The sequence below is a fragment of the Agromyces rhizosphaerae genome (assembly GCF_027925245.1).
GTDB lineage: Bacteria > Actinomycetota > Actinomycetes > Actinomycetales > Microbacteriaceae > Agromyces > Agromyces rhizosphaerae.
On sequence record NZ_BSDP01000001.1, the window covers coordinates 2,163,735 to 2,189,593 of the forward strand.

The window sequence follows — 25,859 nt, forward strand, 5'->3', positions numbered from 1 at the left end:
CGTCAGTCGCCGGCGTCGCCGCCCCGCGGCGCCCGGGGCGGGCGCGGCCGGTCGAGGCCGAGCAGCAGCCTGGTGCGCCGCCGCTCGACCACGATGCCCGTGATGCCGATCGCCCAGAGCGGCACCTGGGTGAGGAACGCGATGCGGAACGCCTCGAGGCTGTAGGTGTCGGGCGTGCCCGCACCCTGCAGGTCCATCGCGACGCCGATCGCGAGGATCGCCGCGAGCCCGGCGATGAAGCCGCCCGCGTTGATGATGCCGGTCGCGGTGCTGAGCCGATGGCTCGGCGTGAACGCACGGGCGTGGTCGAAGGCGACGAGCGAGCCGGGACCGCCGAGCCCGACGACCGTGGCGAGCAGCAGCAGCAGCCAGATCGGCGCCGCCGTGGGCCACGCGATCACCGCGAGCCAGACCGCGACCTGGGCCCAGACGATGGGCAGCACGAGCATGCGCGAGCGGCGGAACGGATGCCGGTGGGAGAGCGCCCCGATCACCGGGCCCGCGACCAGCCCGGCGAGGACGATGACCGACATCACGGTCGACGCCGCAGCCGGCGAGAGCCCCTCGCCCACGGTCAGGAACGGGTAGCCCCAGAGCAGGATGAACGCGTTGACCGACAGCGGCGGCGTGAAGTGCGACCAGAACCCGAGCCGCGTGCCGGGATGCCGCCAGGACTCGGCGAAGCCCTGGCGCAGGTCCGCGCTGGACACGACCTTCCGCTGCACCTCGACGCCCGGCGGTCGGTCGTTCACGACCGCGAGCATGAGCACCGCGAAGAGCAGGCAGGTGCCGGCCAGCGCGCCGAAGGCGACGGTCCAGGTCGTGGCGCGCAGCAGCACGGCGAGCGGGATGACCGACACGAGCTGGCCGAGCTGCCCGATGATGCCCGTGAGCTGCACCACGAGCGGCGCCTGCCGTTCCGGGAACCAGGCGGCCACGACGCGCAGCACCCCTGGGAAGATCGCGGCGTCGCCGGCGCCGATCAGCACGCGCGCGAGGATCGCCACGCCCACGTCGGTCGCGAACGCCATGATCACCTGGCCGGAGGCCATCACGAGCATTCCGGCGACCATGACGGGCCTGCTGCCGAAGCGGTCGAGCAGCAGGCCCACGGGCACCTGCATGCCCGAGTAGACGGCGAGCTGGATGACGGCGAACAGCGAGAGCGTCGAGGCGTCCGCCTCGAATCGCACGGCGGTGTCGACGCCCACCGCTGCGAGCGAGGTGCGGTTCGTGACCGCGAGCACGTACGCGCCCACGCCGACCGCCCAGACGAACCACAGCCACCAGCGGTGGACGGTGGGGGGTGCAGTGGTCACGGTGCCTTCACGGGTGCGCAGCGGGCGGGTCGCGTCGCCGCGGTGCGCCGCGAGTCCCAGCGTAGACGGCCCGGAGGACTCGGCACTTGTTCTAGTTGTAACCAAACAATGTGCTAGCGTGGGGCCATGCTCATCCGCATCGATCCCGGCAGCGAGGTGCCCCTGTTCGCCCAGGTCGCCGCCTCGGTGCGCGCCGAGGTCGCGGCGGGCCGCGCGCAGGCGGGCGACCGCCTGCCGGCCGCCCGCGACGTCGCCGACTCGCTCGACATCAACCTGCACACCGTGCTGCGCGCCTACCAGGACCTGCGCGACGAGGGGCTCGTCGACCTCCGGCGCGGGCGCGGCGCGGTGCTCACGCCCGCCGCCGCGGGGCTCGCCGAGCTCCGCGACGACATCGCCCGACTCGCCGAGCGCGCCCGTGCGCTCGGGCTCAGCCCCGACGCGCTCGCGTCCCTCGTGAAGGAGGCCCTCCGATGACCACGCCACAGGCGATCCGCCCCGAGATGAGCGCGTCGATGCGACGTGCACGCAGCCGGCTCCTCGTGGTCACCATCGCCGTCCCTGCCGTGCTGGTCGCGGTCGCCGTCGCCCTGCAGCTGACCTGGCTGCCCGAGCTGCCGGAGATCGTCGCCACGCACTGGAGCGGCAGCGAGCCCGACGCGTTCGGCCCGGCCTGGACCTATCCGGCGCTCACGGTCGCGATCGGGCTGGGCGTGCCCGCACTGCTCGCCGCGGTCACGGTGCCGCAGGCCGCGCCCGACGGCTTCGGCACGATCACGCGCCTGCTCGGCGCCCTCATGCTCGGCCTGGCCACGCTGATCACGGTGTCCATGACCTGGGCCGTGGCCATGCAGCGCGGCCTCGACGACGCGGCGGATGCCACGGGCATCGGCCTCCCGCTGCTGGCCGCCGCCGCTGCGGGCGTCGTCGCCGGCGTCGTCGCGTGGTTCGTGCAGCCCGCGACCGAGCTCCCGGAGCCCGAGGTGGAGCCGGGCGCGCCGATCGAGCTCGAGCCGGGGGAGCGCGCGGTCTGGGTGCGCACGACGACGGTGGCGACGCCCGCGCTGGTCGCGATCATCGCGGCGATCGTGCTCGTGGTCGGCCTCGCCGCCATCCTGGGCGTGACCAGCGGCGCGCGCACCTGGGCGCTCTGGATCGCGGCCGGGGCCATGGCGCTCGCCGCGACCACCCTCGCCTTCCGGGTGCGGGTCGACGCGACCGGCGTCACCGCCCGCTCGCTGCTCGGCCTCCTCCGGTTCCGCGTGCCGATCGAGCAGGTGCGACGCGCCGAGGTCGTGCAGGTGCGCGCGATGGCCGAGTTCGGCGGCATCGGGGTGCGACTCGCGCCCCAGGGGAGGTTCGGCATCGTGCTGCACAGCGGCACCGCGTTGCAGGTGCATCGCGAGGGCGGGCGCATCTTCACGGTGACGGTGGAGGACGCCGCCACGGCCGCGGGCCTGCTCTCGGCGCTGCAGCGCGCCCGCTAGGCCCGGGTCGCTTCCGGCCGCTGGCCGCCGCGGCTGCCGGCAGCGGAGCTCAGACCCAGCCGCGGCGCACGGCCTCGGCGCCGAGCTGGATGCGGGTGCCGACGCCCGCGGCGTCCATGAGCGCGGCGATGCGACGCTGCACCGTGCGCACGGAGATGCCGAGCTCGGCCGCCGCGGCGGCATCCGTCAGCCCCAGCAGCAGCAGTCGCAGCAGGTCGGTGTCGGTGCAGGAGTCGTCGCCCGAGCGGAGCTCGCCCTCGCTGGTCACGGTCGTCGCGAGCCGCCAGTGCTGCTCGAACGCCGCGACGACGAGGTCGAGCAGCGCGCCCGCGTGCAGCAGCAGGGCGGTCGGCTCCTCCGCGCCGTCGGCCGACGGCGTCCAGAGCAGCGCGCTCGAGCGGTCGCTCACGACGAGGCGCGCGGGCAGGCGGCCGGTGGCGCGGATCTCCTCCCCGATGCGGGCCGAGGTGCGGGCGGTGCCGACGATGCCGAGCCGCTCGAGCACCGTGGTCTCGACCAGCACGCGGTAGCGCACGCCGCGCGCGAGCGCCCGCGTCTCCTCGACGTTCTCGCCCGGCCCGCGGAGCATGCTGTCGTCGCGCACGAACAGGTCGATCGAGGTCGCCGCGGCGGCCTGCAGCTGCGAGACCCGCTGGCGGATCGCGGTGCGCCCGAACACCCGCTCGACCACGTCGCCGTCGCTCGTGCGGGCCGAGCTCGCGCGGTACAGCTCGCTCAGTTGCACCAGCGCCTCGTGCGCGGCGGTGAGCCCGCGCTCGTGCTCGAGCAGCAGCGGCCGCAGCGCGATCGAGGGAGGTGAGGCGACGAGGCACTCGCGGTCCGTGGCACGCCGGGCGACGAGTCCGCCCTGCTCGAGCGCGTCGATCACCTGCGGGAGGTCGACGCCCGCGAGTTCGGGGTGCTCGGCGAGGTCGGCGACACGGGTCGCGGGCTCGGCGAGGATCGCGCGGTAGACGGCGGTGTGCGAGGCGTCCAGGCCGATGACGTCCAGCATCGGGCCGCCTCCTCGCACTCGCTCGCCGACAGGGTCACGCCATGGCGGGTCGTGGCCATGGCGTTTCTCCGCCACACCTTACCGGCATCGGGCGTGCGAGTCTGTCACCAAGCCCTGAACCGAACCCGATGGTCGTTCCCCCCGACGAAAGCCCCGTGCGCCATCGGCCGTTCCCCCCAACGGCCGCAGAAGTGTGACGGCTGTACCGTCGGTTCCAGACGGGGCTCCCGTGGCCGCCGCCGCAGGTTGATCCTCCGGCCGGCGGCCACGGGCTTTCCCCCGAGAGGGCGCCTACGACGCGGCGTGCGCGTCGCGCTTCGGCAGCACCCAGCCGGGCCGCGCGAAGTGGCAGGTGTACCCGTTGGGGTACCGCTCGAGGTAGTCCTGGTGCTCGGGCTCGGCCTCCCAGAACGGGCCGGCGTCGGCGACCTCGGTGACGACCTTGCCCGGCCAGAGGCCCGACGCGTCGACGTCCTCGATCGTGTCGATCGCGGTGTCGTGCTGCGCGGCCGACGTCGGGTAGATCGCCGACCGGTAGCTGCGGCCGAGGTCGTTGCCCTGGCGGTTCCTCGTCGTCGGGTCGTGGATCTGGAAGAAGAACTCCAGCAGCTCGCGGTACGACGTGCGCGTCGGGTCGAACACGATCTCGATCGCCTCGGCGTGGTCGCCGTGGTTGCGGTAGGTCGCGTGGTCGACCTCGCCGCCGGAGTAGCCGACGCGCGTCGTCAGCACGCCCGGGCGGCGGCGGATGAGGTCCTGCATGCCCCAGAAGCATCCGCCCGCGAGCACCGCGGTCTCGGCGCCGGGGATGGTGGTCAGCTCGCCGGGAGCGGGGGTGGTGGTCATGATGCGTCCTCCTTCTCGGACATCTCAATGGTCGCATCCGTCGGCCGGTCGGGCGCGGCCGAGTCGTCATCGGGCGACCCGAACAGGGCGCAGTACTCGCCGTAGCCGGCCGCCTCGAGCTCGGAGACCGGGACGAACCGCAGCGCGGCCGAGTTGATGCAGTAGCGCAGGCCGCCGGCATCCGTCGGCCCGTCGTCGAAGACGTGCCCCAGGTGGCTGTCGGCGCCCGCCGAGCGCACCTCGACGCGCTTCATGAAGAACGAGCGGTCGACCTTCTCGGTCACCGACGCGTCGTGGATCGGCCGGGTGAAGCTCGGCCAGCCCGACCGGCTGTCGTACTTGTGGGTGGAGGCGAACAGCGGCTCGCCCGACACGACGTCGACGTAGATGCCGTCCTCGTGGTGGTTCCAGAACTCGTTGCGGAAGGCGGGCTCGGTGCCCTCCTCCTGGGTGACCTTCCGCTGGAGCGGGGTGAGGCGCTCGATCGCCTCGGGGGTGCTGCGGTACTCGGGGGACATCCGGTTCCTCCTTCGCGGGCGCCGCCGGCTGCGACGCCGGTGCCTGCCGATGATTCGGCGACATCAGGGAGAACGGATGCGGGTGCGAGGCTGTTCCGCCGAAGCTGGGAGCGGGCTGCGAGTTGCCGGCCGCATCGGGTGGCGCAGGGGCGAGGGCGAGCGGATGCGGCCGAGTCAGCCGCGCTGCACCCGCCCGACGTACCACCAGCGGCCCTGCTCGCGCACGAACCCGCTGCGCTCGTGCAGGCTGCCGCGCTCGTCGTCGCTGCGGTGGTACGCGGTGAACTCGACCACGCCCTGCGAGTCGAGCGGGCCGCCGCCGACGGTCTCCTCGATGTCGAGGCGGTACCAGCGCTCGCGCGGGTCGAGGCCGATGACGTCGGGGCGGGAGCGCGGGTGCCACGTGGCCGACAGGTACTCGCCGTCGTGCACCGCGAACGCCGAGTAGCGCGACCGCATGAGCGCGAGCGCCGTGGGGGCGACGCGCTCGCCGCGGTGCAACGGCCCGCAGCACTCGCCGTAGGTCAGCCCGCTGAGGCAGGGGCAGCGTGCGTCGTCGGGCAGCGGGGTCGTGGCGGTCACGCCTCCAGTATGCGCAGCGCGCGTCACGCGGCCCGCCGGAGCGTCTCGACGAGCGGCGTGGTCCGACGCCCGATGAGTCGGGCGAGCGTGCCGTCGGCGTCGGCGAGCGCGCCGTCGCGGATGCTCGCCTCGAGTGCGGCCACGAACCCGGCCGCGCCTTCGCCGGCCCCGGCCTCCAGGAGGGCCGCGCTGCGCTCGTCGCTGCTGAGGCGCACGTACTCGACGTCGCGGCCCAGCACCTCGGCGTACGCGGCGGCGAGTTCCTCGAAGGTCCACGCGTGGTCGCCCGCGAGCTCGTAGGTCTCACCGAGGTGGCCCTCCTCGAGCAGCACGACGGCGGCGGCCTCGGCGTAGTCGGCCCGGGGCGCGCTCGCGATGCGGCCGTCGCCGACGGACGAGACGACCGTGCCCGACTCGGCGGCCACGGCGAGGTCGCGGGTGTAGTTCTCGGAGTACCAGTTGTTGCGCAGGATCACCGCGGGCACCCCGGACTCGGCGATCGCCTCCTCGGTCGCGCGGTGGTCGGGCGCGAGGGGCAGATCGCTGTCGGCGACGTGCGGCGCGCTCGTGTAGACGAGCTTGCCCACGCCCGCTGCGGCGGCGGCGTCGATGACGTTGCGATGCTGGGCCACGCGCGCACCGAGTTCCGTTCCGGAGACCAGGAGCAGCGCGTCGATCCCCTCGAGCGCTGGGGCCAGGGTCTCGGGGTCGGCGTAGTCGAAGCGCACGACGCGGATGCCCCGCTCCGCGAGCGCGTCGAGGTCGGAGGGCGTCCGCGCGCCGGCGACGATGCCGGCCGGGTCCGCGCCTCGGGCGAGCAGCGCATCGATGACGAGGGCGCCGAGGTGGCCGGTGGCGCCGGTGACGAGGATGGTCATGGGGGTCCTTCCGCTGGGGTCTCCCTCCACAACCCGGGCCGGTCCGGGATCCTTCCCGCCTCGCGCACGCCGAACGCGACGACGCCCGCACCGTGGGGTGCGGGCGTCGTCGCGTTCGGCGTGGCGGAGCCGGTCAGCCGGTGGTCACGGCCTCCCGTGCCGGTGCCTCCTCGACCTTCGAGGCGGCCGGGGTGAGCAGCAGCCCCGCGCTGCCGAGCATGATCGTCACCACGCCGGCGCCGACGGCGAAGAGTGCCACGCCGAACGAGACGACCGAGGTGAACAGCGATGCCCGCAGGAACGAGGCGTTCATCATGGTCGCGCGCACCGGGTCCTCGCGGTCGAGCTCGGCGTAGGTGAGGCCGCCGCTCGCGTCGAGCGCGTGGTGGTTGATGATGTCGGCCTGGGCGTAGGCGGTGAGCGGGCCCGCGACCGGCTCGCCGGCGAGGAAGGCGGCGTCCTCGGCGACGGTGATGTGCTCGTCGGCGAGTTGCGTGCTGACGGCCGTCCAGGCGACCGCGCCGGCGACGACGAACACGGCGCCGATCACGATCGAGATGATGCTGAGGACTCGGGCCGTCGTGCGGCGGACCGGGCTGATGGTGGTGGTCATTTCTCCGTCCCCTTGCTGCTGTTGTGGTGGTGGGTTTGTGTGGTCTGACCATACAACGGTTCCGACAACGGAATCTACACATTCGTGGAAATCTGTGACTTCTGCAGGGAGGCGTCGCGTCGAAATTGGCGGAAGTCCACAAATCCAGGCCCCGGTGCGGGAGCATGGGGCGATGACGACGGATGCGACCGGGCCGGCCGGCCCCGCGGCGGGGGCCTCCGGGGGCTTCGACGAGCACCTCGACGACGGACTCGACGACGCCGACCTCGACCGGCTCCGGCACGCGATCCGCCTGGCCGCGTCGGCGCGCGAGCGCGGCGACCACCCGTTCGGCGCGATCGTGGTCGCCCCCGACGGCGAGGTGGTCGAGGGGCGCAACTCGGTCGTGACCCGGCGCGACCCGACCGGTCACGCCGAGACGAACGTGGTCCGGCGTGCGGCGTCCGTGCTCGGTGCGGAGCGCCTGGCCGCGAGCACGCTCTTCACGAGCACCGAGCCGTGCGCCATGTGCTCGGGCGCGATCTACTGGAGCGGCATCCGACGCATCGTCTACGCCCTCTCCGAGCGGGCGCTGCGCGAGATCGTCGTCGCGCAGGAGGGCGTGCCGACGCTCGCGCTGCCCTGCCGTGAGGTGTTCGCGCGGGGAGGTCGCCCCGTCGAGGTCGCGGGACCGGCGGGCCTGCCGGAGGCCGCCGCGGTGCACGAGGGCTTCTGGGGCTGACCCTCGATCCCTCGCCCGGTCAGGACGCCGGATCGGCTCCGGCCAGCAGGCGGTCGATCGCGGTGAGCGGGATGGTCACCCACGCCGGGCGGGTGCGGGTCTCGTAGATCGCCTCGTAGACCGCCTTGTCGAGTTCGAGCGCGGCGAGCAGGTCCCGGTGCGCCCGCGGATCCTCGCCCGCGACCTCCGCGTAGCCGTCGAGGTACGCCCGGCGGGCGACACCCGCCCACGCGCGGAGGTCGTCGTCGGACGCCCCGCCGGACTGCGCGACGGATCCGGTCGCGTAGTCGAAGGAGCGCAGCATGCCGGCGACGTCGCGGAGCGCGAGGTCGTTGCCGGTGCGCTCCGCCATCGGCCGCAGCGGCTCGCCCTCGAAGTCGAGCAGCACCCAGGGGCGCCCCGGCGCGGCGACGACCTGACCGAGGTGCAGGTCGCCGTGGATGCGCTGCAGCGCCGGCCAGGTGGCGTCCTCCGCCCGGGCGTAGACCGCCTCGATCGCGGAACGGTGCGGCGCCAGGGCGGGCACCTCGCGCACCGCCGTGCCGAGCCGGCGGTGCCACGCCTCGACCGCCCGGAGGTCGCGCTCGCGCGTCGCGGCGCGCGTCCCGAAGGCAGCGGCGAGGCTCGCGTGCACCTCCGCGGTCGCCACGCCGAGCTCCCGCGCGGGGCCGGCGAACGGCTCGCCGGTCGCTGCCGCGCGCAGCGCGACCCGCCACGCGTCCTCGACGCCCGGCAGGAACTCCTGCGCGAACGCGAGGTGCCCCGTCGCCCGGCCCGACTCGCGTCCCACGTCGTCCCAGGTGCCGGTCAGGGCGCCGATGCTCGCCGGCACGTGCGGCGAGCCGCCCTCGGCCAGCGCCGTCGGCAGGGTCACGTCCGGGTTCTCGCCGTGGTGCAGTCGGCGGTAGACCTTGCAGATGAGGGGACGCGCGGCACCAGGCTCGCGGGGCTCGTAGATGATCGAGCTGTTCGACTGCTCGCCCGTGAGCACGCGGCTGACGAGCGATCCGGGATCGACGCGCCCCGCGGCATCCGTGCCGGAGAGCCTGCCTTGCGCCGTCACGCCCGAGTCGATCGCGACCGTGCCGCCGGTGAGGAGCTCGAGCAGCGCGCGGGTGAACACCGGGTCGTGCGGCCCGTCGAAGACCAGCGTGCCGTCGTCGAGGGTGCCGATGAGGTGCTCCTCCGCGACGCCCGACGGCGCCCGCCGCAGCGTGACGGGGACCTGGTAGAGCACCGGGCGGGCGGGCGCCTCGTCCATGACGAGCAGTGCGTGCGCCGCCACGTCGGGGGTGCCGGTCGGCAGCTCGTAGGACCCGAGGGCACGCAGCCGGGGGAGCCCCGCGTTGCCCCCGTACCAGCGCTGGCCCGCGATCCACGTGGAGAGTCGCTCGAGCGTCGCCGCCGACAACGCGTCGTCCGTCACCGCCGGCCGCCCCGCCCCCTGGTCCATGTGGCCGACGCTATTGCGCCGCATCGGGCGTTGTCCACCCGGGCGCGCGTCCCCGTGCTCGGGCCCGCGCTCAGGCCACCCGGGTCGCGGCCGCCGCGCGTGCGCCCTCGACCTCGCCGGGCTCCGCCTCGGGCGACGCCGGGATCGGGTTGCGCCGCACCTCGACGTGCCAGGACTCGGTGACCCGTTCGAGCACGACCACGTCGCCGTTGCCGAGCCGCTCGAGCGCGCCGCCGGCCACGGCGTCGACCGCGGCCCTGATGAAGGTGCCGTGCGCGACCGCGATCACGGCCCGGTGGGTCGCGGCCAGGTGCTCGACCACTGCTCGGCCGCGCGCCGCCAGGGCGGCATCCGTCTCGGCACCGGGGTACTCCGAGCCCCAGCGCTCGCGCGCGTCGGGCACGAGCAAGCCCTCGGCCTCGCCGAAGTCGCGCTCGACCAGGTCGTCGAGGGTGCCGGCGACGGTCAGGCCGGCGCGTTCCGCGAGGATGCGACCCGTCTCGACCGCGCGCCCGAGCGGTGAGGTCACGAGCGTCTCGGCGAGCCGGTCGGCCAGCAGCACCGATGCCGCAGCGGCCTGTGCGCGGCCGTGGTCGTTCAGGGGGATGTCGGTGCGCCCCTGCAGCAGGCGGGCGCGGTTCCACTCGGTCTCGCCGTGGCGCACGAAGACGATTCGGGTCATGCGGGCGTGCCTCTTCCTTCGATTCCGTGTGATCGGGATGCGATGGGAGCCACGCTGCGCCCGACACGACGCTACCGGGTGAGCCTGAACGTCGGGTGACGCACCGGGTGCCCCGCGCACGGCGTCGCGCGCGGGGCACCCCTCCGGCAGCCCCGCTAGGGGCGTCCGCCGCCGGGGCCGCCGCCCTGGCCGCCGCCGCCCTGGCCGCCCATGCCGCCGCCCATGCCGCCCGAGCCGATCTGCGCGCCCGCCGTGGCCGTGACGCTCGTACCGCTCGCGGTCGCGGTGTACGTGGTGCCCGACGTGACATCGGCGGACGAGTAGACCACCGACTGGAACGCCTTGTCGCTGTCGGCGGTCGCGAGCACGGTGCCGTCGGCGTCCGTGATGGTCACCGTGCCGCCGGTCGCGCCGTTGAGCGTGAAGCCCACGGATGCCTGCGCCGACGCGGTGCTCGGCCCGACGACCATGCCCGCGCTGCCCAGCGCGAGCAGCGTGCCGCCCGAGACCTCGAAGGTCCCGTCGACGTCGAGCGCGCCGTTGCCGTTGCTCGTGGGCCCGAAGACGAGGGTGTCGCCGCCCGAGATCGACAGCGTGCCGTTCACGTCGATGCCGTCGCCCTGCGCATCGACGACGATCTCGCCGCCCGAGATCGACATGGTCGCCTGCGCGTCGCCCGCGCCGTTGATGCCGTCGTCGTCGGCGACGATCGAGATCTCGCCACCGGAGATGTCGATCTCGACCGACTCGAGCCCCTCGTACGAGGTGAGCACGTCGATCACGCCGCCGGAGACCGACAGTGCGGTCTCGGCGTGCACGCCGTCGTCGCCGGTCGCGGCGGTCACGCTGCCGTCGGCGATGTGCACGCCGCCGTCCGAGTGCACGGCGTCGTCGGCCGCGTCGATGTCGAGCGCGCCGCCGTCCACGACGACGAGCGCGCCGGCCTTGACGCCCTTGGCCGAGGTGTCGTCGGTGACGGATGCCCCGCTGCCGCCACCGGCCTCGATCGAGACGTCGCCGCCCCAGACGATCACGTCGGTCTCCGCGGCCAGGCCGTCGCCGCCTGCGACGACGTCGATCGTGCCGCCGCCGATCGCGATGTACCCGCGCTCGGCCTCCTCCTCGTTGTCGGACTTCACGCCGTCGCCGCCCGCGGTGACCTCGATCGTGCCGCCCGTGATGATCACGTAGTCCTTGCCGCGGATGCCGTCGTCGACGGCGTTCACCGTGATGTCGCCGCCCGAGATGACGAGCCCGTCGGAACTCGCGATCGCGTCGTTGCCGTTGCCGGTGACCTCGAGCGCACCGTCGCCCGTGATGGTGAGGTCGGCGGTGCTGTCGAGGGCGGCGTTGATGTCGGCGTCCTCGGCGTACGAGTCGGTGTCGCTCAGGGCGTTGGTCGAACCGTCGGCGAGGATCACGATGACCTCGTCGGCGCCGGTGACGGCGATCGCCGCGTCGTCGGCGTTGGCGATGTCGACGCCGTCGAGGATGAGCTGCACGTCGGCCTCGTCGTCGGCGGCGACCACGACGGCGCCCGAGTACTCGCCGCTCAGGCGGTAGGTGCCGGCGGCCGTGATGGTCACGGTTCCGTCCTCGACGGTGACCGTGTCGGCCGACGCGTCGGCGCCCGCCGACACGCTCGCGTCGTCGCCGTCGAGCGTCACGTCGACCACCTCGGACTCGACGACCTCGGCATCGTCGTCCGAGGCGTGCGACTCCTGGTTCTCGGCCATCGCCTCGGCGGCGGTCTGGCCGACGTCGACCGAGACCGTCTCGGTCGTGGCCGACCCGGAGGTGTCGGAGCTCGTCGCGCCGAAGGCGTCGGTCGTCGCGGTCGCGGTGCACCCCGCGAGCAGCGTGCCGGTGAGCAGGACGGGCAGCACCACGGCGGGGCGGCGCATCGCCGTGCGGGCGCGCGAGGTCCGGGTGGCGTCCTGGGCCCGGGAGCGGTCGTGGGTGGTCATCGGGTCCTCCTCGTGGGTGCGTGCGTCGTGTCGTGGACGCCCGTGCGGGCGTCGGTCGGGCGGATGGCGCCCGGGTCGAAGTGGCGGCGCAGCACGCGCGACCACTTGTTGTGCGGCAGCCCCGGGCGCAGTGCCGCGAGCCCGGTGCCGAACTTCGAGATGGATGCGGGCCGGTGCCCGTTCGCCCAGAGCAGGCGGTCGAGCTCGCCGGCGCCGCCGACGGACTTCGTCTCGACGATCACCAGGTCGGGCAGCTCGAGCCGCCGCCCGAAGTGCTCGTGGTCGCCGTGGTCGATCCAGGCGAGGTCGACGTCGATGGTCGCGCGGGAGGCGCCGTCGGCCAGCAGCAGCGTCGTGCGGCGGTAGGCCGTCGTGAGGACGGGCTCCAGCGGCCGGCCCGGCGCGTCGATGCCGACCTCGGCGAAGACGGATGCCGCGTAGGCGGCGCCCTCCGGCGTCAGCTCCGCCGCGTCGGCGCCGTCGTAGGCGATGCGCTCCTTCACGGTGACGCTGCGCCCGGCGCGCGTCTTGACCTCGAGGAAGCTCGTGCCGACGTCGACGTAGCTGCGCGTGCGCACCTTGAAGCGACGGCGGCGACCGCGTGCCGCGAGCAGGTAGCTCGTCAGGTCGGGGGTGTCGAAATACACCGACTCGTAGCGGCTGCGGCGCTCGCCGTCGATCTCGAGCACGCGCGCGTCGCGGTCGAGCCCGGCGAGCACGTCGCCCAGCTCCTCGCGCCGCAGCGCGTACTTGCGGTCGACCCGGCGCTGCAGCGCGGCGGCCGCGTTGAGCTCGTCGAGCGAGATCGGGCGGAGCGCCAGGGCGCCGGTCGCGAGCGGCCGCGTCTCGACGGCGGTCACGACCGCACCTCGGCGAGCGACGCCCGGCCGCTGTCGGCGACGCGCTCGCGGGGCTCACGGCGGCGGTCGCCGTCGCGGGCGACCTCGTACCGCACGTCGACCACGGTGGTGTCGTTGACCAGGTCGAGGCGCTTCACGTCGGCGCGGTGCACGCGGCCGCCGAGGACCTCCTCGAGTGCGCGGTCGAGCTCGGCGGCATCCGACACCGCCCGGTCGAGCACGACGGTCTGCTGACGGTAGCGGTGCAGCAGTCGGGGGTGGTCGGCGAGGAACATGGCGCCGACGATGAGGCCCATCAGGGCGCCGGCGATCCAGCCCAGGTCACTGCCGAGGCCGGCGATGAGGCCGAGCGCGAGCGACGCGAAGTAGTAGGCGACCTCGTGCTGCTCGATCTCGCGCGAGCGCAGCCGGATGATCGAGAGCACGCCGAACAGGCCGAGGCCGAGGCCCGCGCCGATCGCCGCGGACCCGAGCACCATCGAGACGGCCACGACCCCGACGTTGACGCCGATGTAGGCGGCGACGAGGTCGCGCCGGCGGTGCCGGGGGAAGTAGATGCCGAGGATGAGCACGGTGATCGCGACCAGGTCGATCGCGACGGCGAGGAGCTGTTGCACGGGGGCCTCCGATGGGTCTTCTGGGGTTGCGGGTCCCATTCAGCCCAAGCGCCCTATGCGGTTCCTATGACTCGCCTGTGCCGGGAGGATGCATCCGCTCCGGGTTGCCGTGGCGCGGGATGCACCGGGGGTATCGCCACCGATGCGAATCACGGTTAACATTGCTCTCGGGTGAGGGAGCTCGAGGGGAGCCGGCATGACGGTGGAGCAGGAGCGTCGGCGGGCGGCACGGGCCGCCGGCGTCGCGATCGGCCGGGCGACGGCGACCGTGGCCGGTGCCGCGCGCGGAATCGGCGCGGGCATCTTCATGCCGGTGCCTCCCCGGCCCGACTGGCAGCGGCGCATCTGGGCGCGCCGCGATCCCGGCTTCAGCGACGCCCTGATGTGGGTCAGCCTCCTCGCGGGCCGCGCGAACGTCATCATGCAGCTCGCGCGCCCGGGCGTCGGCCACGGGGTCGCGGAGAGCCGGGTCGAGAGTGGCCGGGCCGACCTGCATCCGGTCAAGCGCGCCCGCACGACGTTCACCTACCTCGCCGTCGCCTACCGCGGCACCGCCGAGCAGAAGGCCGTGTACCGCCGCGCGGTCGACGGGTCGCACCGGCAGGTGCGCTCGACGCCCGAGAGCCCGGTGAAGTACAACGCCTTCGACCGCGACCTGCAGCTCTGGGTCGCGGCCTGTCTCTACAAGGGCGGCGTCGACGTCTGGCACCAGTTCATCGGCCCCATGGACCCGGAGACCGCCGAGGCGCACTACCGCGCCGGCGCGGTGCTCGGCACGACCCTGCAGGTGCATCCCGACCAGTGGCCCGAGGACCTCGCGGCGTTCGAGCGCTACTGGAACGACTCGCTCGAGCGCGTGCACATCGACGACGCCGTGCGGCGGTACCTCAACGACCTCGTCGTGAAGGACGACCTGCCGAAGCTGATCCGCAAGCCGGTCAACGACCTCGCGCTGCTGCTCGCGACCGGGTTCCTCCCGCAGCGCTTCCGCGACGAGATGCGCTGGGACTGGGACGACGAGCGTCAGCGCCGCTTCGAGCGCCTGCTCGCCGTGTGCAGCGCGGTCGTCGCCCTGTCGCCGCGCCCGCTGCGCGAGTTCCCGTTCAACGTGCTCCTGCTCGACCTCGACCGGCGGGTGCGCCGGGGCATCCCGCTCGTCTGACCCGGCGACCGGACGACGACGGGGCGCGGCTCAACCGGCCAGGTTGCCCGGCCCCTCGAGGTTCACGTACCAGACGACGCCGTACCTGTCGGTGACCTGCCCGAACGCGTCGCCCCACGGGGCGACCTCGAGCGGCATGTCGATCGTGCCGCCCTCGGCGAGCCCGGCCCAGTAGCCGCGCAGCTCGTCCTCCTCGTCGGCGCCGCCCGAGACCGAGAGGTTGCCGTTGGGTGTCGGGCCGCCCATCGCGGCGGGCGCGTCGGCGCCCATCAGGGTGAAGCCCGCGGGCGTGGTCAGCTGGGCGTGCATGATTCCGTCGAGTTCCTCCTCGGGGAGGTCCTCCATGTGGAAGTCGCGGAAGGTGTTCGTGGTCAGCTCGCCGCCGAACACCTTCTGGTAGAACTCCATCGCCTCGCGGGCCTCGCCGCCGAAGGTCAGGTAGGGGTTCAGGATGGACATGGCGTGTGCCTCCGATCGAGGTGCGGCGATCGCGGCACCCGAGTGCGATCCTGCTCCTCACCTCCGACACCGGCAACCCCCACCGGATGCCGTGTGTCGCCGGTCGTCAGGAATCGAGCAGTGCGGCCAGCGCGTCGAGCGCCGGGCGCTGACCGCGCACGAGTCGCTCGCGCGCGTCGTCGAGCGCGAACCAGCGCGCGTCGTCGAGCTCGGGGAACGCCTGCATGCGTCCCGACCGCGGGGGCCACTCGAGCTCGAACGTCTCGCTGCGCACCTGGCCGGGGTCGAACTCCGCCTCGCCCGCGAACACCGTGACGACCTTGCCCGAGCTGTAGCGGAACCGGCCCAGCTCGACGTACGGCACCTCGGGCGCCGGATGGCCGATCTCCTCCCGGAACTCCCGGCGCGCGGCGTCGAGCGGCTGCTCGTCGGTGTACGTGCCCTTCGGGATCGACCAGGCCGCGGCGTCCTTCCCCTGCCAGAACGGCCCGCCCATGTGGCCGAGGTAGACCTCTACCCCGTCGCCCCGCCGCCGGTACAGCAGGATGCCCGCGCTGGTCTCCCCCATGTCGGGATTCAAGCACGGCGCGGGGCGAGCGGCGCGGAACTCAGTGCTGGCGCAGGTCAGCGCCCTCGGAGGAATGCCGCTACCGGCGGGGCGACGGATGCCCCGAGCTCGGCCTGCGACCGCTTCCTGCCCGCCACCTCGAACGAGTGCCCGCCGCCCTCGACCCACTCGAGCACCGCGTTCGCGCCGATCCGCCGCACGACGTCGTCCAGCTGCTCGACGGGCTTCGCGAACGGATCGTTCGTGCCCTGCAGGAACAGCATCGGCACGGTGATGCCGTACAGGTGCGCGTCGCGCAGCTGCTCCGGCTTGCCGGGCGGATGCAGCGGGTAGCCGAGGAACACCAGGCCGGCCGCATCCGCCCCGTCGGCCACCGCCATCGACGCCATGCGGCCGCCGTACGACTTGCCCGACGCCCACACCGGCGTCTCACCCGCGCGGGCGCGCGCCGCATCGAGCGCGGCACGCCAGGTCGCGATCGCAGCAGGAGGGCGGTCGGGGAACCTGCGGCCCGCCGCGCGATAGGGGAAGTCGAACCGCAGCGTCGCGACGCCCGCGTCGACCATCGCGTCGGCGAACCCCGCGAGCCACGGATGGTCCATGCCCGCGCCCGCGCCGTGGGCGACCACGATGGTCGCCCACGGGTCGGCCGGTGCGGCGAAGCGCGCGGGCACCTCGGCGGCGCCCGTGTCGAGGGTCAGCTCCTCGGTGCGAGACGGCATGCCCCCATCGTGCCACCGCCGGGATCCGCCCACAGGCGCGGTGTCTCCGCATGCGCGCGCCCGGCGCGAGGGGCATACTCGGGTGGGTGAGCGCGAACCCCCCGCATCCCGACGAACCCGCCGCGGCTGCCGCCGCCGACGCCGTGCAGGCCCCCGCTGCCGGCGCCGAGCCCGCCGCGGTGCCGAACGGCATCGCGATCGCCGCGCTGGCGCTCGGTGTCGTCGGCATCGCGACGGGCGTCTGGACGGTCATCCCCGTGCTGGGGGTCATCGCCGCGCTCGTCGGCTTCGTGCCCGGGATGCTGGCGATCATCCTCGGCGCGGTGGGACGTCACCGGGCCAGGCAGCTCGACGGCGCCGGCCGGGGCCCGGCCACGGCCGGGCTCGTGCTCGGCATCGTGACGCTGGCGGTCATCGTGCTCACGGCGCTCGCCTGGGTGCTGATCGCCGGGGCGAGCGCCGCGCTCGAGCGCTACTGACCTACGCCTGCAGGGCGACCTGCAGCTCGGCGGTCAGGGTGACCTCGTCGCCGAGCATGACGCCGCCGGTCTCGAGGGCGGCGTTCCAGCTCACGCCGAAGTCGTGGCGGTTGATCTTCGTGGTGGCGGTCGCGCCGGCCTTGGTCTGGCCGTAGGCGTCGGTGGCGACGCCGCCGAACTCGCCGGTCAGCGTGATCGGCTTGGTGACCCCGCGGAGGGTCAGGTCGCCGTCGATGACGAACTCGTCGCCGTCGATCGCGACGCGAGTGGAGCGGAAGGTGGCCGTCGGGAACTCGTCGGTCTTGAAGAAGTCGCCGGTGCGCAGGTGCGCGTCGCGGTCCTTCTGGTTGGTGGTGACCGAGGCGATGTCGATGGTCGCCTCGACCGTGGTCTCGGCCGGGTCCTCGCTCGTCACGACGGTCACGTCGAAGGTCTCGAACGCGCCGCGCACCTTGCTGATGGCGAGGTGGCGCACCGAGAACGAGAGCTCGGCGTGCATCGGGTCGAGCTTCCAGGTGCCGGCGATGAACTGCGGGTGGGTTGCGATCTGCGTTTCCATGATCGTATGCAATTGCATGGAAACCGGATTCATTCCCGAGGTCGCGAGATTTTTTCGACATCCGTCGTCGAGTGCGACGGAGGGTCGTGGGTCAGCCCTTGCGCTGCGCCCGCACCGCGCGGATCGCGAGCTGCACCGCGGCGAAGACGATGAGCGCAGCGAAGAGGTACGACGCGAGCGCGGGCGGCATGACGAATGCCAGGGCGACACCGCCGAACGAGGCGACGGTCGCCGCCACGCCGACGACGGCCGCTTCGGAGAGCTTCACGAGCCCGCCGCGCGAGTTCGCGACCGTGCCGCTGATGGCCGTGGGGATCATCACCAGCAGGCTCGTGCCCTTCGCGATCAGGTCGCCCATGCCGAACAGCGCCATGAGCCCCGGCACCGCGATGATGCCGCCGCCGACGCCGAACAGTCCCGAGGCGATGCCCATGACGAGGCCGAGGCCGGTCAACGCGATCGCGGTCCAGACGTCGAGATCGAGCATGCCCTGGTCGCGGGTCGGCACGACGAGGAACAGGCGCACCGCGGCGATGAGCATGACCGCGATGAACATCCAGCGCAGCCAGGTGAGGCTGATCCGCCGCAGCAGCATGGCGCCGAGGTACGAGCCGACCACGCCGCCGACCGCCACGAACAGCGCTGCCAGCACGTCGACCTGGCCGTTCGCGAAGTACGTGGTCGCGCCCGCGATCGCGGTGGGCACGATCGCCGCGAGCGACGTGGCGGATGCCCGGCGCTGGTCCATGCCCGTCAGGAAGATGAGCAGCGGAACCATGATGATGCCGCCGCCGACGCCGAACGCGCCCGAGAGCACGCCGCCGATCACGCCGACGGTCGCGAGCCAGAACCAGTAGCGGCCGCCGCGGGCCTGCTCGTCGGAGGGCGTCGCCGGGGGAGTCGTCATCGGAACAGGCTATCGGCACCCCACGCCCGGGCTCGATGGGGTCCGCTCCCACCGATCGCCGCCCAATCCGGCGCCGGCGGCGACTCCGAATCCCGTTGCGATCCACGGGAGGTGCGATGGGTTCTGCAATGCTGGTGCTCGTGCGCCCCGAGAGCGAGACCGAGACGACGGCGACGGCGGCGACGCCGGACGCCCTGCTCGTCCGTGTCGGTGCAGGCGACCAGGCGGCCTTCGCCGCCCTCTACGACGCCATGGCGCCTCGGGTGCTGGGACTCGTGCGCCGCCTCCTCGTGGACGTCGCGCAGTCGGAGGAGGTCGCGCAGGAGGTGTTCCTGGAGATCTGGCAGCAGGCGCCGCGCTTCGACGCAGGGAAGGGCTCCGCGGTGAGTTGGATCCTCACCCTCACCCACCGGCGTGCGGTCGACCGCGTGCGGTCCGCGCAGTCGGCGCGCGACCGCGACCTGGCAGCGGGCCACCGCGAGCTGGCGGCGGAGGTGCCCGATCCGTCGGAGTCCGTGGAGGTCCGCATCGAGCACGAGCGGGTCGCGCGCGCGATGGGCGGCCTGGCAGGCCCGCAACGCGAATCCATCGAGCTCGCGTACTACGGCGGGCTCACCCAGCGCGAGATCGCCGAACGACTGGACGTGCCGCTCGGCACGGTGAAGACCCGGATACGGGACGGCATGGGACGACTGCGAGACGCCCTGGGGGTGACGAGATGACCGATCGGGATCGCGAGGAGCTCGAGGCGCTCGCCGCGGCGGGTGCGCTCGACGCGCTCGACGATGAGGAGCGCGCTGCACTGGAGGCGGCGCGCGACGCCGACGACGGTCTCGACGGGCGTGCGAACGAGTACGACGAGGTCGCTGCGGCGCTCGGCGCTGCGGCGGAGCCGGTCGCCCCGCCGCCCGCGATGCGCGACGCCCTGCTCGCGCGCATCGCGCAGACCCCCCAGGTGCGTGCCGACGGCGCGACGCCCGCGCCCGACGCCCCGGAGGCGGAGGCCGCCGCGCCGATCCACGCCGCACCGGTCACTCCGGAGCAGCCCGCACCCGCAGCGGCTGACGCCCCGCGCGGCGGTCCCGCCCAGGAGCGCGCGCGGTCGCGCTGGGGCGTCCGGGCGGCGACGGCCGTGGCGGCCGTCGCGGCAGCGTCGGCGCTGCTGGTCGCCGGCATCGCGCTCGGCGGCGGCTTCAGCGGTCCGGCCGAGACACCGGAGTCCGTCGTCGCCGAGATCAGCGCGGCGCCGGACGCGCGGCGTCAGTCCGTGCAGTCCTCCGACGGGGCCACGGCGACGCTCGTCTGGTCCGACGAGCTGGACCGCACCGCGCTCCTCGTCGACGAGCTCCCCGCACTGGGCGACGATGAGACCTACGAGGCGTGGGTCATCACCGACGCCGGGATCGCAGCGGCCGGGCTGTTCGCCGCGGGCGACGGCGTGACCGTGCACCTGATCGAGTCGGCGCCGGCCGGCGCCACGATCGGCGTGACCGTCGAGCCCGCCGGCGGGTCCGACCAGCCGACCACCGAGCCGATCATCGTCATCCCGACGAACGCCTGAACCGGGGCCGACCGCCGCGCCCGGTGCGGTCAGTCCCTCCAGGAGTGTCGAGGCGTGTAGCCCAGCATCCGCCTCGCCTTGTCGATCGAGAGCATGGTGTCGTGCTCGCCCAGGTCGCCCCGCACGGGCACGTCGGGGAAGACCTCGGCGACGAGCTCGGCGTTCGGGCGGGACATCACGGTGTCGGCGGCCGCGATGATGTACCGGTCGAAGCCGGCCGGCGCCTTGCGCAGCGCGAGGTCGATCGCCTGCGCGCCGTCACGTGCGTCGATGTAGCCCCAGAGGTTCCACTTGCGCGTCATCGCGTCGGCGTCGTAGGAGGGGAACTCGGCGTAGTCGGCCGGCTCCATCACGTTGGAGAAGCGCAGTGCGGTGATCGAGAGGTCGGGGTACCAGCGCACCAGCTCGATCGCGAGCTGCTCCTCGAGCACCTTCGTGATCGAGTACACCGACTCGGGCCTGGCGGGGTAGTCCTCGTCGACGGGGATGTACGGCGGCGGCACGTCGAAGGGCAGCCCGAGCACGGTCTCGCTCGACGCGTACACGATGCGCCGGATGCCGAGCCTGGTCGCCGCCCAGAACAGGTTGAACGTGGTCAGCATGTTGTTGCGGAAGGTGGCGGCGTCGGTCAGCATGCCCGGCGCGGGGATCGCCGCGAGGTGCACGAGCGCCTCGAAGCCCTCGGTGCGATCGACGCCGCCGAGCGCGTCGATCACCTGCCCGTAGTCGGTCGTGTCGAGCTGCACGAAGCTCGGCCCGCGCTCCCCGACCCGATCGAAGTTGACCACGTCGTGGCCCGCTGCCGTGAGTTCGCGCACGACGGTGCGCCCGAGCTTGCCTGATCCTCCGGTGACTGCGACTCTCATGGTCACAGTCTGGCCCAAAGGTCACGTTCCGGCACCGGGCGGCGTGTCTCACAGGCCCTTCCCAGCGCCCGACCCTAGCGTCGCGAACATCCACCAGCGGGCGATCGCCCGCGATACCTCGGCTGGGAAGTCGCAGACACCAGCTGGGATCGCATCATCGCAGACACCTCCACCGTGGGCGGATTCCGTCCCACGGTCGCCCGTACCAACGCCCCGAACATCACCCAGAGCTACTCCGCGCTGTCGCAGGTCATCCGCGAGTCCGGCCTGCTCGCCCGCACGCCGTGGTTCTACGGCGCCCTTTTCGGAGGGTTGGTCGTCGCGCTCGTCGCGGCCGGCTTCGGCTTCTGGCTCCTCGGCGACAGCTGGTTCCAGCTGCTCATCGCGGGTGCGCTCGGCATCATCTTCACCCAGTTCGCGTTCCTCGCCCACGAGGCCGCACACCGTCAGGTGTTCGCCTCGGGCCCGCGGAACGACCTCGCGGGGCGCCTGCTCGCGACACTGTTCGTCGGCATGAGCTACCAGTGGTGGATGCGCAAGCACACGCGCCACCACGCCAACCCGAACCGCGTCGGGAAGGACCCCGACATCGAATTCGACACCATCTCGTTCACCGAGGAGTCGGCGGCGGAGCAGCGCGGGTTCATCGCCTGGATCACGCGCAGGCAGGGCTACCTGTTCTTCCCGCTGCTCACCCTCGAGGGGCTCAACCTGCACGTGACCAGCGTGCGCGGGCTGTTCGCCCGAGGCCGCGTCGAGGGGCGCGCCCTGGAGCTCGCGCTCATCGCGGTGCGCTTCGCCGCGTACCTCGGCGTCGTGTTCTGGTTCCTGCCGCTCGGCATGGCGTTCGCGTTCCTCGGCGTGCAGCTGGCGGTGTTCGGCGTCTACATGGGCGCCTCGTTCGCTCCCAACCACAAGGGCATGCCGATCGTGCCCCGCGACGCGAAGCTCGACTTCTTCAGCAAGCAGGTCCGCACCTCGCGCAACATCTCCGGAGGGTGGTGGGCGAGCGCGCTGATGGGCGGTCTCAACTACCAGGTCGAGCACCACCTGTTCCCGAGCATGCCGCGCCCGCACCTGGCGCGGGCGCGCGAGATCGTCATGGAGCATTGCCGAACCATGGACGTGCCATACACTGAGACGACCCTCGTACGTTCGTACGGGATCGTCATCCGTTACCTCAACCGGGTCGGCCTGGCCGCCCGCGATCCCTTCGATTGCCCCATGGTCGATCGATTCCGACGGGTCTGACCTCACGGTCGACCCGATTCCACCCCACGACCGGATGCCGCGTCCGACCGCTCTCCCGCCGTCGCCTCGCCCCATCCCCGCAACGTCCCGGCACCATTCGAGGTGACGGGAGGATGGCGGTCGGCCCTCGGGCCGCCCGCTTCGCGCCCGCAACGGCGGGCCGAATGAGTACACGAAGGAAAACACAGTATGGCTACCGGAACCGTCAAGTGGTTCAACGCCGACAAGGGCTACGGCTTCATCGCTCCCGACGACGGGAGCGCCGACGTCTTCGCGCACTTCAGCGCAATCAACTCGGGGGGCTTCCGCACCCTGGAGGAGAACCAGAAGGTGCAGTTCGAGGTCACGCAGGGCCCGAAGGGCCCGCAGGCCGCGGACATCCAGGTCCTCTAGGACCCGCTCCTCACCGTCCGATGGCGGCGGCGCTCCGGCGCCGCCGCCATCGGCGTCTCCGGGGGTCTGCGCGGCTCGGGGTGTAATCAATCAAATGGTTGACAACGGCAGGGGTCGGGTCGTACCGTGTTGATCAACCGATTGGTTGATCACAGGAGGTGGGTCGTGGATCCGGAAGCCGACGACCGTCTCGACCGGGCGTTCCAGGCCCTGGCCGACCCGGTGCGCCGCCGGATCGTGGCGCGGCTGAGCCGCGGCCCCGCGACCGTGAACGAGCTCGCCGAGCCCTTCGACATCTCCAAGCAGGCCGTCTCGAAGCACATCCAGGTGCTCGAGCAGGCCGGCCTCGTCACGCGCACGCGCGACGCGCAGCGCCGCCCCGTCCACCTGGACGCCGGCGCGCTCGAGTCGCTCACCGCGTGGATCGACCACTACCGGCTCATCCACGAGCAGCGGTTCCGCACGCTGGACGCGGTGCTCGACACCATGGGCGACCGGGGGGCCGCCCGCACCGAGGAGGAGACATCATGACCAACCCCGTCACCATCGACGCGCCCGCGGGCCTGCCGTTCGTCGAGTTCGTGCGCGAGTTCGACGCACCGGTCGAGGCGATCTTCCGGGCGCATCGCGAGCCCGACCTCGTCGCCCAGTGGCTCGGCCCGCGAGGCTACGAGATGCGCATCGACCACTGGGACTTCGTGTCCGGCGGCAGCTACGACTACGTGCACCGCGACCCCGCGCGCGGCGCCGAGTTCGGCTTCCGCGGCACCTTCCACACGGTGCGCGAGCCCGAGATCGCCATCCAGACCTTCGAGTTCGACGGCGCGCCCGACGCGGTGAGCCTCGAGTCGATGACCTTCGAGCGGCTGGAGGGCGGCCGCACGCGCATGCGCGGGCACGCCGTCTACCCCAGCGTGGAGGTGCGCGACGCGATGGTCGAGCACGGCTGGGAGGAGGGCGTCGTCGACAGCTACGAGCGGCTCGACGAGGTCGTCGCCGCGCTCGTCGTCGCCTGAGCGGCGCCGGGCAGGAGCACGAGACGACGGATGCCGCGGGCGGCGCGCCGTGACTGGCGCGCCGGCTCCGCGGCATCCGCTCGCTTCGCCCCTACGCGAACTCGTCGCGCACGACCTGGATCACGCTCGGGCGCGGCCCGCCCCACTTGCCGCCCGACAGCGAGCCGGGCGCGACGTAGTCCGGGAAGTACGACGTCTGCGCGCCCCACTCGCCGTCCTCGCCCGGGTGCTGCACGGCCACGAAGACCGAGCCGTCGCGGTCGTGGATGACCGGGCCGCAGGTCTCGGCGTCGACCGGCACCGACAGGAACTGCTGCACGTGGCCGCGCTCGGCGCCGGTGAGCGGCACCTTGAACAGGCCGTCGCACAGGCCGATCGTGCCGGGCTGGCCGTCGGTCGAGATCCACAGCGTGCCGTCCTCGTCGAACGCCACGTTGTCGGGGCACGAGATCGGCGAGACCTTGCTCGGCGGGAAGCCGGCGAAGTAGGTCGTCGGGTCGGTCGCCGGGTCGCCCGCGACGATGAGGATGCTCCACCCGAACGTGGTGGCCGTCACGTCGTCGCCCGACTCGACGAGCTCGATGACGTGACCGAAGCGGTTGCGCGTGCGCGGGTTCGCCTCGTCGGCCCTCGGGTAGTCGCCGATGCCGCGGTTGGTGTTGTTCGTGCAGGCCATGTAGACCCGGCCGGTGACCGGGTTCGGCTCGACGTCCTCGGGGCGGTCCATCTTGGTGGCGCCCACCGCGTCGCCCGCGAGGCGGGTGTACACGAGCACCTCGGCGGTGGTCATGCCCGAGACCTGGCTCTCGCCGTCGAGCACGAGCGGGATCCACACGCCGGCGCCGTCGAACTCGCCGTCCGAGGGCAGCGCGCCCTCGCCGGTGATCTCCGCGACCGACGAGTCGCCGTCGAAGCGTGCCACGTACAGGTCGCCCTCGGTCAGCAGCGTCATGTTGTGCTTCCGCGCCGCGGCGCTGCTCCCCGGGCGGTAGGTGCCCTTCGAGACGAACTTGTAGAGGTAGTCGAACCGCTCGTCGTCGCCCATGTAGGCCGCGACGCGGCCGTCCTTCCCGACGTGCACCGCGGCGCCCTCGTGCTTGAAGCGGCCGAGCGCGGTGTGCTTGACCGGCGTCGACGTGGGGTCGTCCGGGTCGACCTCGACGACCCAGCCGAAGCGGTTGGGCTCGTTGGCGTAGCCGGGGTTGGCGACACCGTCGAAGCGCGGGTCGACGTTGCGCCAGCCGCGGCCGTCGCCCCGGTCGCCCACGCCGTAGCGCGCCTGCTCAGGGGTGCCCTCGGCGAGGAAGTACTGGTTGAAGTTCTCCTCGCCCGAGAGCACCGTGCCCCACGGGGTGGTGCTGCCGGCGCAGTTGTTGAAGGTGCCGCGCACCCGGGTGCCGGTGGGGTCCTCCGCGGTCCGCAGCAGCGGGTCGCCCGCGGCCGGACCGGAGAACGCGAACACCGTCTCGGGGGTGATGCGGCGGTTGCGCGGGGCGCCCACGACGTAGGTCCACGGCTGGCCCTTGCGCGAGCGGGTGACCTCGGCGACGGTCAGGCCGTGCGCGGCGAGGGCCACGCGGCGCTGGTCGTTCGCCTCGTCCTCGTCGGCGGCGGGCGGGAACATGATGCCCTCGTTGGTGTACTCGTGGTTCGCCACGAGCACGCCGCGCCGGCCGTTCGCCTCGGCGATGACGTCGAGGTAGTCGCAGTTGTAGCCGAACTGGCGGGCCTGGAGCTCGGCCGTCTGGTGGTTCGGGTCGAACGTGTCGGCGGTGGAGAACAGCGGGTCGCCCCAGCGGATGATCGGCTTCCACGAGTAGCCGGTCGGCACCACGACGTCGTCGACGGTGTTCGGCACCGGCGAGATCGGCACGAACGGGAGCTTGCCCGGGCCGCCGGCCGCCGCGGCGGGAGCGGCCGAGCCGCCCGCCGCGGCGCCGATGACGACGGCGGCCGCGCCCGCGCCGGCGCCGGCGAGCAGCGCGCGACGGGAGAAGGCGGAGTTCACGACGTCGCGGAAGTACCCGTTGGCCGTCAGGTTCGGCGCCGGGTGCGCGCACGCGTCGGCGCACTTCAGGTGGCAGGTCACCGCGCTGCGCTTGCCGCGGGTGTGGCCCTGCATGGGCAGGAGGTTCAGCATGGTGCGGCGGCCGGGGCCGGGCACCGTGGCGCCGGTCTCGTCGGTCGGGTCGTCGGTCATCGTCATGGGGCGCTCCCATCGCGTCGGTGCCCGCTCGTGCGACGGGCGGTCGACGCCACGCTCGCGCGGCTGCATGGCCACGGACGCCCGAGTCCGGGAACGTGCGATGAAGCGTTCGTGAACGCCTGCGCGACCTGCGCGAGGCGACGACCCGGCGG

30 protein-coding genes are annotated in these 25,859 nt (G+C 73.1%); 11 read left to right on the forward strand and 19 right to left on the reverse strand.

Features of this window, described 5'->3' with window-relative positions; translation table 11 throughout:
- Positions 1 to 2: 2 nt before the first annotated feature.
- A complete protein-coding gene (locus QMG39_RS10120; protein WP_281884605.1) occupies positions 3 to 1,319 on the reverse strand; it encodes an MFS transporter in 1,317 nt (438 codons plus the stop codon).
- Positions 1,320 to 1,445: 126 nt separating this feature from the next.
- On the opposite strand from QMG39_RS10120, the gene QMG39_RS10125 reads away from it, so the two are divergent.
- Together QMG39_RS10125 and QMG39_RS10130 are read left to right on the forward strand one after the other, a co-directional pair.
- Positions 1,446 to 1,796 carry a GntR family transcriptional regulator gene (locus QMG39_RS10125; protein WP_281884608.1) on the forward strand — a complete coding sequence of 117 codons (351 nt, stop codon included), beginning with the start codon at positions 1,446 to 1,448 and terminating at the stop codon, positions 1,794 to 1,796.
- Positions 1,793 to 2,806 carry an SdpI family protein gene (locus QMG39_RS10130; RefSeq protein WP_281884610.1) on the forward strand — a complete coding sequence of 338 codons (1,014 nt, stop codon included), beginning with the start codon at positions 1,793 to 1,795 and terminating at the stop codon, positions 2,804 to 2,806. The genes QMG39_RS10125 and QMG39_RS10130 overlap by 4 nt, the downstream gene beginning before the upstream one ends.
- A gap of 49 nt (positions 2,807 to 2,855) precedes the next feature.
- Here QMG39_RS10130 and QMG39_RS10135 read toward each other — a convergent pair whose 3' ends face one another.
- From QMG39_RS10135 to QMG39_RS10160, 6 genes are all read right to left on the reverse strand, one after another.
- Complete coding sequence (locus QMG39_RS10135) at positions 2,856 to 3,821, reverse strand: helix-turn-helix domain-containing protein (protein ID WP_281884611.1); 966 nt, start codon at positions 3,819 to 3,821, stop codon at positions 2,856 to 2,858.
- A 291-nt stretch (positions 3,822 to 4,112) separates the two neighbouring features.
- Positions 4,113 to 4,667, reverse strand: coding sequence for a peptide-methionine (S)-S-oxide reductase MsrA (msrA, locus tag QMG39_RS10140; RefSeq protein WP_281884613.1), 555 nt, complete (start codon positions 4,665 to 4,667; stop codon positions 4,113 to 4,115).
- Complete coding sequence (gene msrB / locus QMG39_RS10145) at positions 4,664 to 5,185, reverse strand: peptide-methionine (R)-S-oxide reductase MsrB (RefSeq protein WP_281884615.1); 522 nt, start codon at positions 5,183 to 5,185, stop codon at positions 4,664 to 4,666. Before msrB ends, msrA begins: the two co-directional genes overlap by 4 nt.
- A 174-nt stretch (positions 5,186 to 5,359) precedes the next feature.
- Positions 5,360 to 5,767, reverse strand: coding sequence for a YchJ family protein (locus QMG39_RS10150; RefSeq protein WP_281884617.1), 408 nt, complete (start codon positions 5,765 to 5,767; stop codon positions 5,360 to 5,362).
- A gap of 23 nt (positions 5,768 to 5,790) precedes the next feature.
- The gene (locus QMG39_RS10155) at positions 5,791 to 6,645 is read right to left on the reverse strand and encodes an SDR family oxidoreductase (protein ID WP_281884619.1); all 855 of its coding nucleotides are present in this window, start codon (positions 6,643 to 6,645) and stop codon (positions 5,791 to 5,793) included.
- 133 nt (positions 6,646 to 6,778) lie between these two features.
- Positions 6,779 to 7,258, reverse strand: coding sequence for an aromatic ring-opening dioxygenase LigA (locus QMG39_RS10160; protein ID WP_281884621.1), 480 nt, complete (start codon positions 7,256 to 7,258; stop codon positions 6,779 to 6,781).
- A gap of 172 nt (positions 7,259 to 7,430) precedes the next feature.
- Between QMG39_RS10160 and QMG39_RS10165 the strand changes: the two genes are divergently transcribed.
- A complete protein-coding gene (locus QMG39_RS10165) occupies positions 7,431 to 7,979 on the forward strand; it encodes a nucleoside deaminase (RefSeq protein ID WP_281884623.1) in 549 nt (182 codons plus the stop codon).
- A gap of 19 nt (positions 7,980 to 7,998) precedes the next feature.
- Here QMG39_RS10165 and QMG39_RS10170 read toward each other — a convergent pair whose 3' ends face one another.
- The 5 genes from QMG39_RS10170 to QMG39_RS10190 form a co-directional block, all read right to left on the reverse strand.
- Entirely contained in the window at positions 7,999 to 9,432 is a 1,434-nt protein-coding gene (locus QMG39_RS10170; protein WP_281884625.1) for a maltokinase N-terminal cap-like domain-containing protein, read from the reverse strand.
- Positions 9,433 to 9,502: 70 nt separating this feature from the next.
- Positions 9,503 to 10,114 (reverse strand): histidine phosphatase family protein, encoded by a 612-nt coding sequence (locus QMG39_RS10175; RefSeq protein WP_281884627.1) that lies wholly within the window; start codon positions 10,112 to 10,114, stop codon positions 9,503 to 9,505.
- A gap of 155 nt (positions 10,115 to 10,269) precedes the next feature.
- Positions 10,270 to 12,081, reverse strand: coding sequence for a carbohydrate-binding domain-containing protein (locus QMG39_RS10180; RefSeq protein WP_281884629.1), 1,812 nt, complete (start codon positions 12,079 to 12,081; stop codon positions 10,270 to 10,272).
- Positions 12,078 to 12,941 carry a polyphosphate polymerase domain-containing protein gene (locus QMG39_RS10185; protein ID WP_281884631.1) on the reverse strand — a complete coding sequence of 288 codons (864 nt, stop codon included), beginning with the start codon at positions 12,939 to 12,941 and terminating at the stop codon, positions 12,078 to 12,080. Before QMG39_RS10185 ends, QMG39_RS10180 begins: the two co-directional genes overlap by 4 nt.
- On the reverse strand, positions 12,938 to 13,558 hold the full coding sequence (locus tag QMG39_RS10190; protein WP_281884633.1) for a DUF4956 domain-containing protein: 621 nt from the start codon (positions 13,556 to 13,558) through the stop codon (positions 12,938 to 12,940). The genes QMG39_RS10185 and QMG39_RS10190 overlap by 4 nt, the downstream gene beginning before the upstream one ends.
- A 196-nt stretch (positions 13,559 to 13,754) precedes the next feature.
- Between QMG39_RS10190 and QMG39_RS10195 the strand changes: the two genes are divergently transcribed.
- On the forward strand, positions 13,755 to 14,720 hold the full coding sequence (locus tag QMG39_RS10195) for an oxygenase MpaB family protein (protein ID WP_281884635.1): 966 nt from the start codon (positions 13,755 to 13,757) through the stop codon (positions 14,718 to 14,720).
- Positions 14,721 to 14,750: 30 nt separating this feature from the next.
- Here QMG39_RS10195 and QMG39_RS10200 read toward each other — a convergent pair whose 3' ends face one another.
- From QMG39_RS10200 to QMG39_RS10210, 3 genes are all read right to left on the reverse strand, one after another.
- Positions 14,751 to 15,179 carry a VOC family protein gene (locus QMG39_RS10200; RefSeq protein WP_281884637.1) on the reverse strand — a complete coding sequence of 143 codons (429 nt, stop codon included), beginning with the start codon at positions 15,177 to 15,179 and terminating at the stop codon, positions 14,751 to 14,753.
- A gap of 106 nt (positions 15,180 to 15,285) precedes the next feature.
- Positions 15,286 to 15,747 carry an NUDIX hydrolase gene (locus QMG39_RS10205; RefSeq protein WP_281884639.1) on the reverse strand — a complete coding sequence of 154 codons (462 nt, stop codon included), beginning with the start codon at positions 15,745 to 15,747 and terminating at the stop codon, positions 15,286 to 15,288.
- Positions 15,748 to 15,803: 56 nt separating this feature from the next.
- On the reverse strand, positions 15,804 to 16,469 hold the full coding sequence (locus QMG39_RS10210; protein WP_281884641.1) for an alpha/beta hydrolase family protein: 666 nt from the start codon (positions 16,467 to 16,469) through the stop codon (positions 15,804 to 15,806).
- A gap of 86 nt (positions 16,470 to 16,555) precedes the next feature.
- On the opposite strand from QMG39_RS10210, the gene QMG39_RS10215 reads away from it, so the two are divergent.
- Positions 16,556 to 16,948 carry a DUF4190 domain-containing protein gene (locus QMG39_RS10215; protein ID WP_281884643.1) on the forward strand — a complete coding sequence of 131 codons (393 nt, stop codon included), beginning with the start codon at positions 16,556 to 16,558 and terminating at the stop codon, positions 16,946 to 16,948.
- Position 16,949: 1 nt separating this feature from the next.
- Here QMG39_RS10215 and QMG39_RS10220 read toward each other — a convergent pair whose 3' ends face one another.
- Both QMG39_RS10220 and QMG39_RS10225 read right to left on the reverse strand, forming a co-directional pair.
- Positions 16,950 to 17,507, reverse strand: a complete 558-nt coding sequence (locus QMG39_RS10220; protein ID WP_281884645.1) for a YceI family protein — start codon at positions 17,505 to 17,507, stop codon at positions 16,950 to 16,952.
- A gap of 91 nt (positions 17,508 to 17,598) precedes the next feature.
- Entirely contained in the window at positions 17,599 to 18,414 is an 816-nt protein-coding gene (locus tag QMG39_RS10225) for a sulfite exporter TauE/SafE family protein (RefSeq protein ID WP_281884647.1), read from the reverse strand.
- A gap of 116 nt (positions 18,415 to 18,530) precedes the next feature.
- Between QMG39_RS10225 and sigK the strand changes: the two genes are divergently transcribed.
- The gene (gene sigK, locus QMG39_RS10230; protein WP_373878319.1) at positions 18,531 to 19,136 is read left to right on the forward strand and encodes an ECF RNA polymerase sigma factor SigK; all 606 of its coding nucleotides are present in this window, start codon (positions 18,531 to 18,533) and stop codon (positions 19,134 to 19,136) included.
- Complete coding sequence (locus QMG39_RS10235) at positions 19,133 to 19,975, forward strand: anti-sigma factor (RefSeq protein WP_281884649.1); 843 nt, start codon at positions 19,133 to 19,135, stop codon at positions 19,973 to 19,975. The genes sigK and QMG39_RS10235 overlap by 4 nt, the downstream gene beginning before the upstream one ends.
- A 29-nt stretch (positions 19,976 to 20,004) precedes the next feature.
- Here the strand turns inward: QMG39_RS10235 and QMG39_RS10240 are convergent, their stop codons facing one another.
- Positions 20,005 to 20,841, reverse strand: a complete 837-nt coding sequence (locus tag QMG39_RS10240; RefSeq protein ID WP_281884651.1) for an NAD-dependent epimerase/dehydratase family protein — start codon at positions 20,839 to 20,841, stop codon at positions 20,005 to 20,007.
- A 174-nt stretch (positions 20,842 to 21,015) separates the two neighbouring features.
- Between QMG39_RS10240 and QMG39_RS10245 the strand changes: the two genes are divergently transcribed.
- The 4 genes from QMG39_RS10245 to QMG39_RS10260 all read left to right on the forward strand — a co-directional run bounded on the left by QMG39_RS10245 (position 21,016) and on the right by QMG39_RS10260 (position 23,501).
- Entirely contained in the window at positions 21,016 to 22,092 is a 1,077-nt protein-coding gene (locus tag QMG39_RS10245) for a fatty acid desaturase family protein (RefSeq protein ID WP_281884653.1), read from the forward strand.
- Between the two features lie 189 nt (positions 22,093 to 22,281).
- Positions 22,282 to 22,485 carry a transcription antiterminator/RNA stability regulator CspE gene (gene cspE, locus QMG39_RS10250; RefSeq protein ID WP_281884655.1) on the forward strand — a complete coding sequence of 68 codons (204 nt, stop codon included), beginning with the start codon at positions 22,282 to 22,284 and terminating at the stop codon, positions 22,483 to 22,485.
- A gap of 165 nt (positions 22,486 to 22,650) precedes the next feature.
- The gene (locus QMG39_RS10255) at positions 22,651 to 23,016 is read left to right on the forward strand and encodes an ArsR/SmtB family transcription factor (protein ID WP_281884657.1); all 366 of its coding nucleotides are present in this window, start codon (positions 22,651 to 22,653) and stop codon (positions 23,014 to 23,016) included.
- The gene (locus QMG39_RS10260; RefSeq protein ID WP_281884659.1) at positions 23,013 to 23,501 is read left to right on the forward strand and encodes an SRPBCC family protein; all 489 of its coding nucleotides are present in this window, start codon (positions 23,013 to 23,015) and stop codon (positions 23,499 to 23,501) included. The genes QMG39_RS10255 and QMG39_RS10260 overlap by 4 nt, the downstream gene beginning before the upstream one ends.
- Before the next feature lie 91 nt (positions 23,502 to 23,592).
- Here QMG39_RS10260 and QMG39_RS10265 read toward each other — a convergent pair whose 3' ends face one another.
- Entirely contained in the window at positions 23,593 to 25,707 is a 2,115-nt protein-coding gene (locus tag QMG39_RS10265) for a PhoX family protein (RefSeq protein ID WP_281884661.1), read from the reverse strand.
- Positions 25,708 to 25,859: the final 152 nt, after the last annotated feature.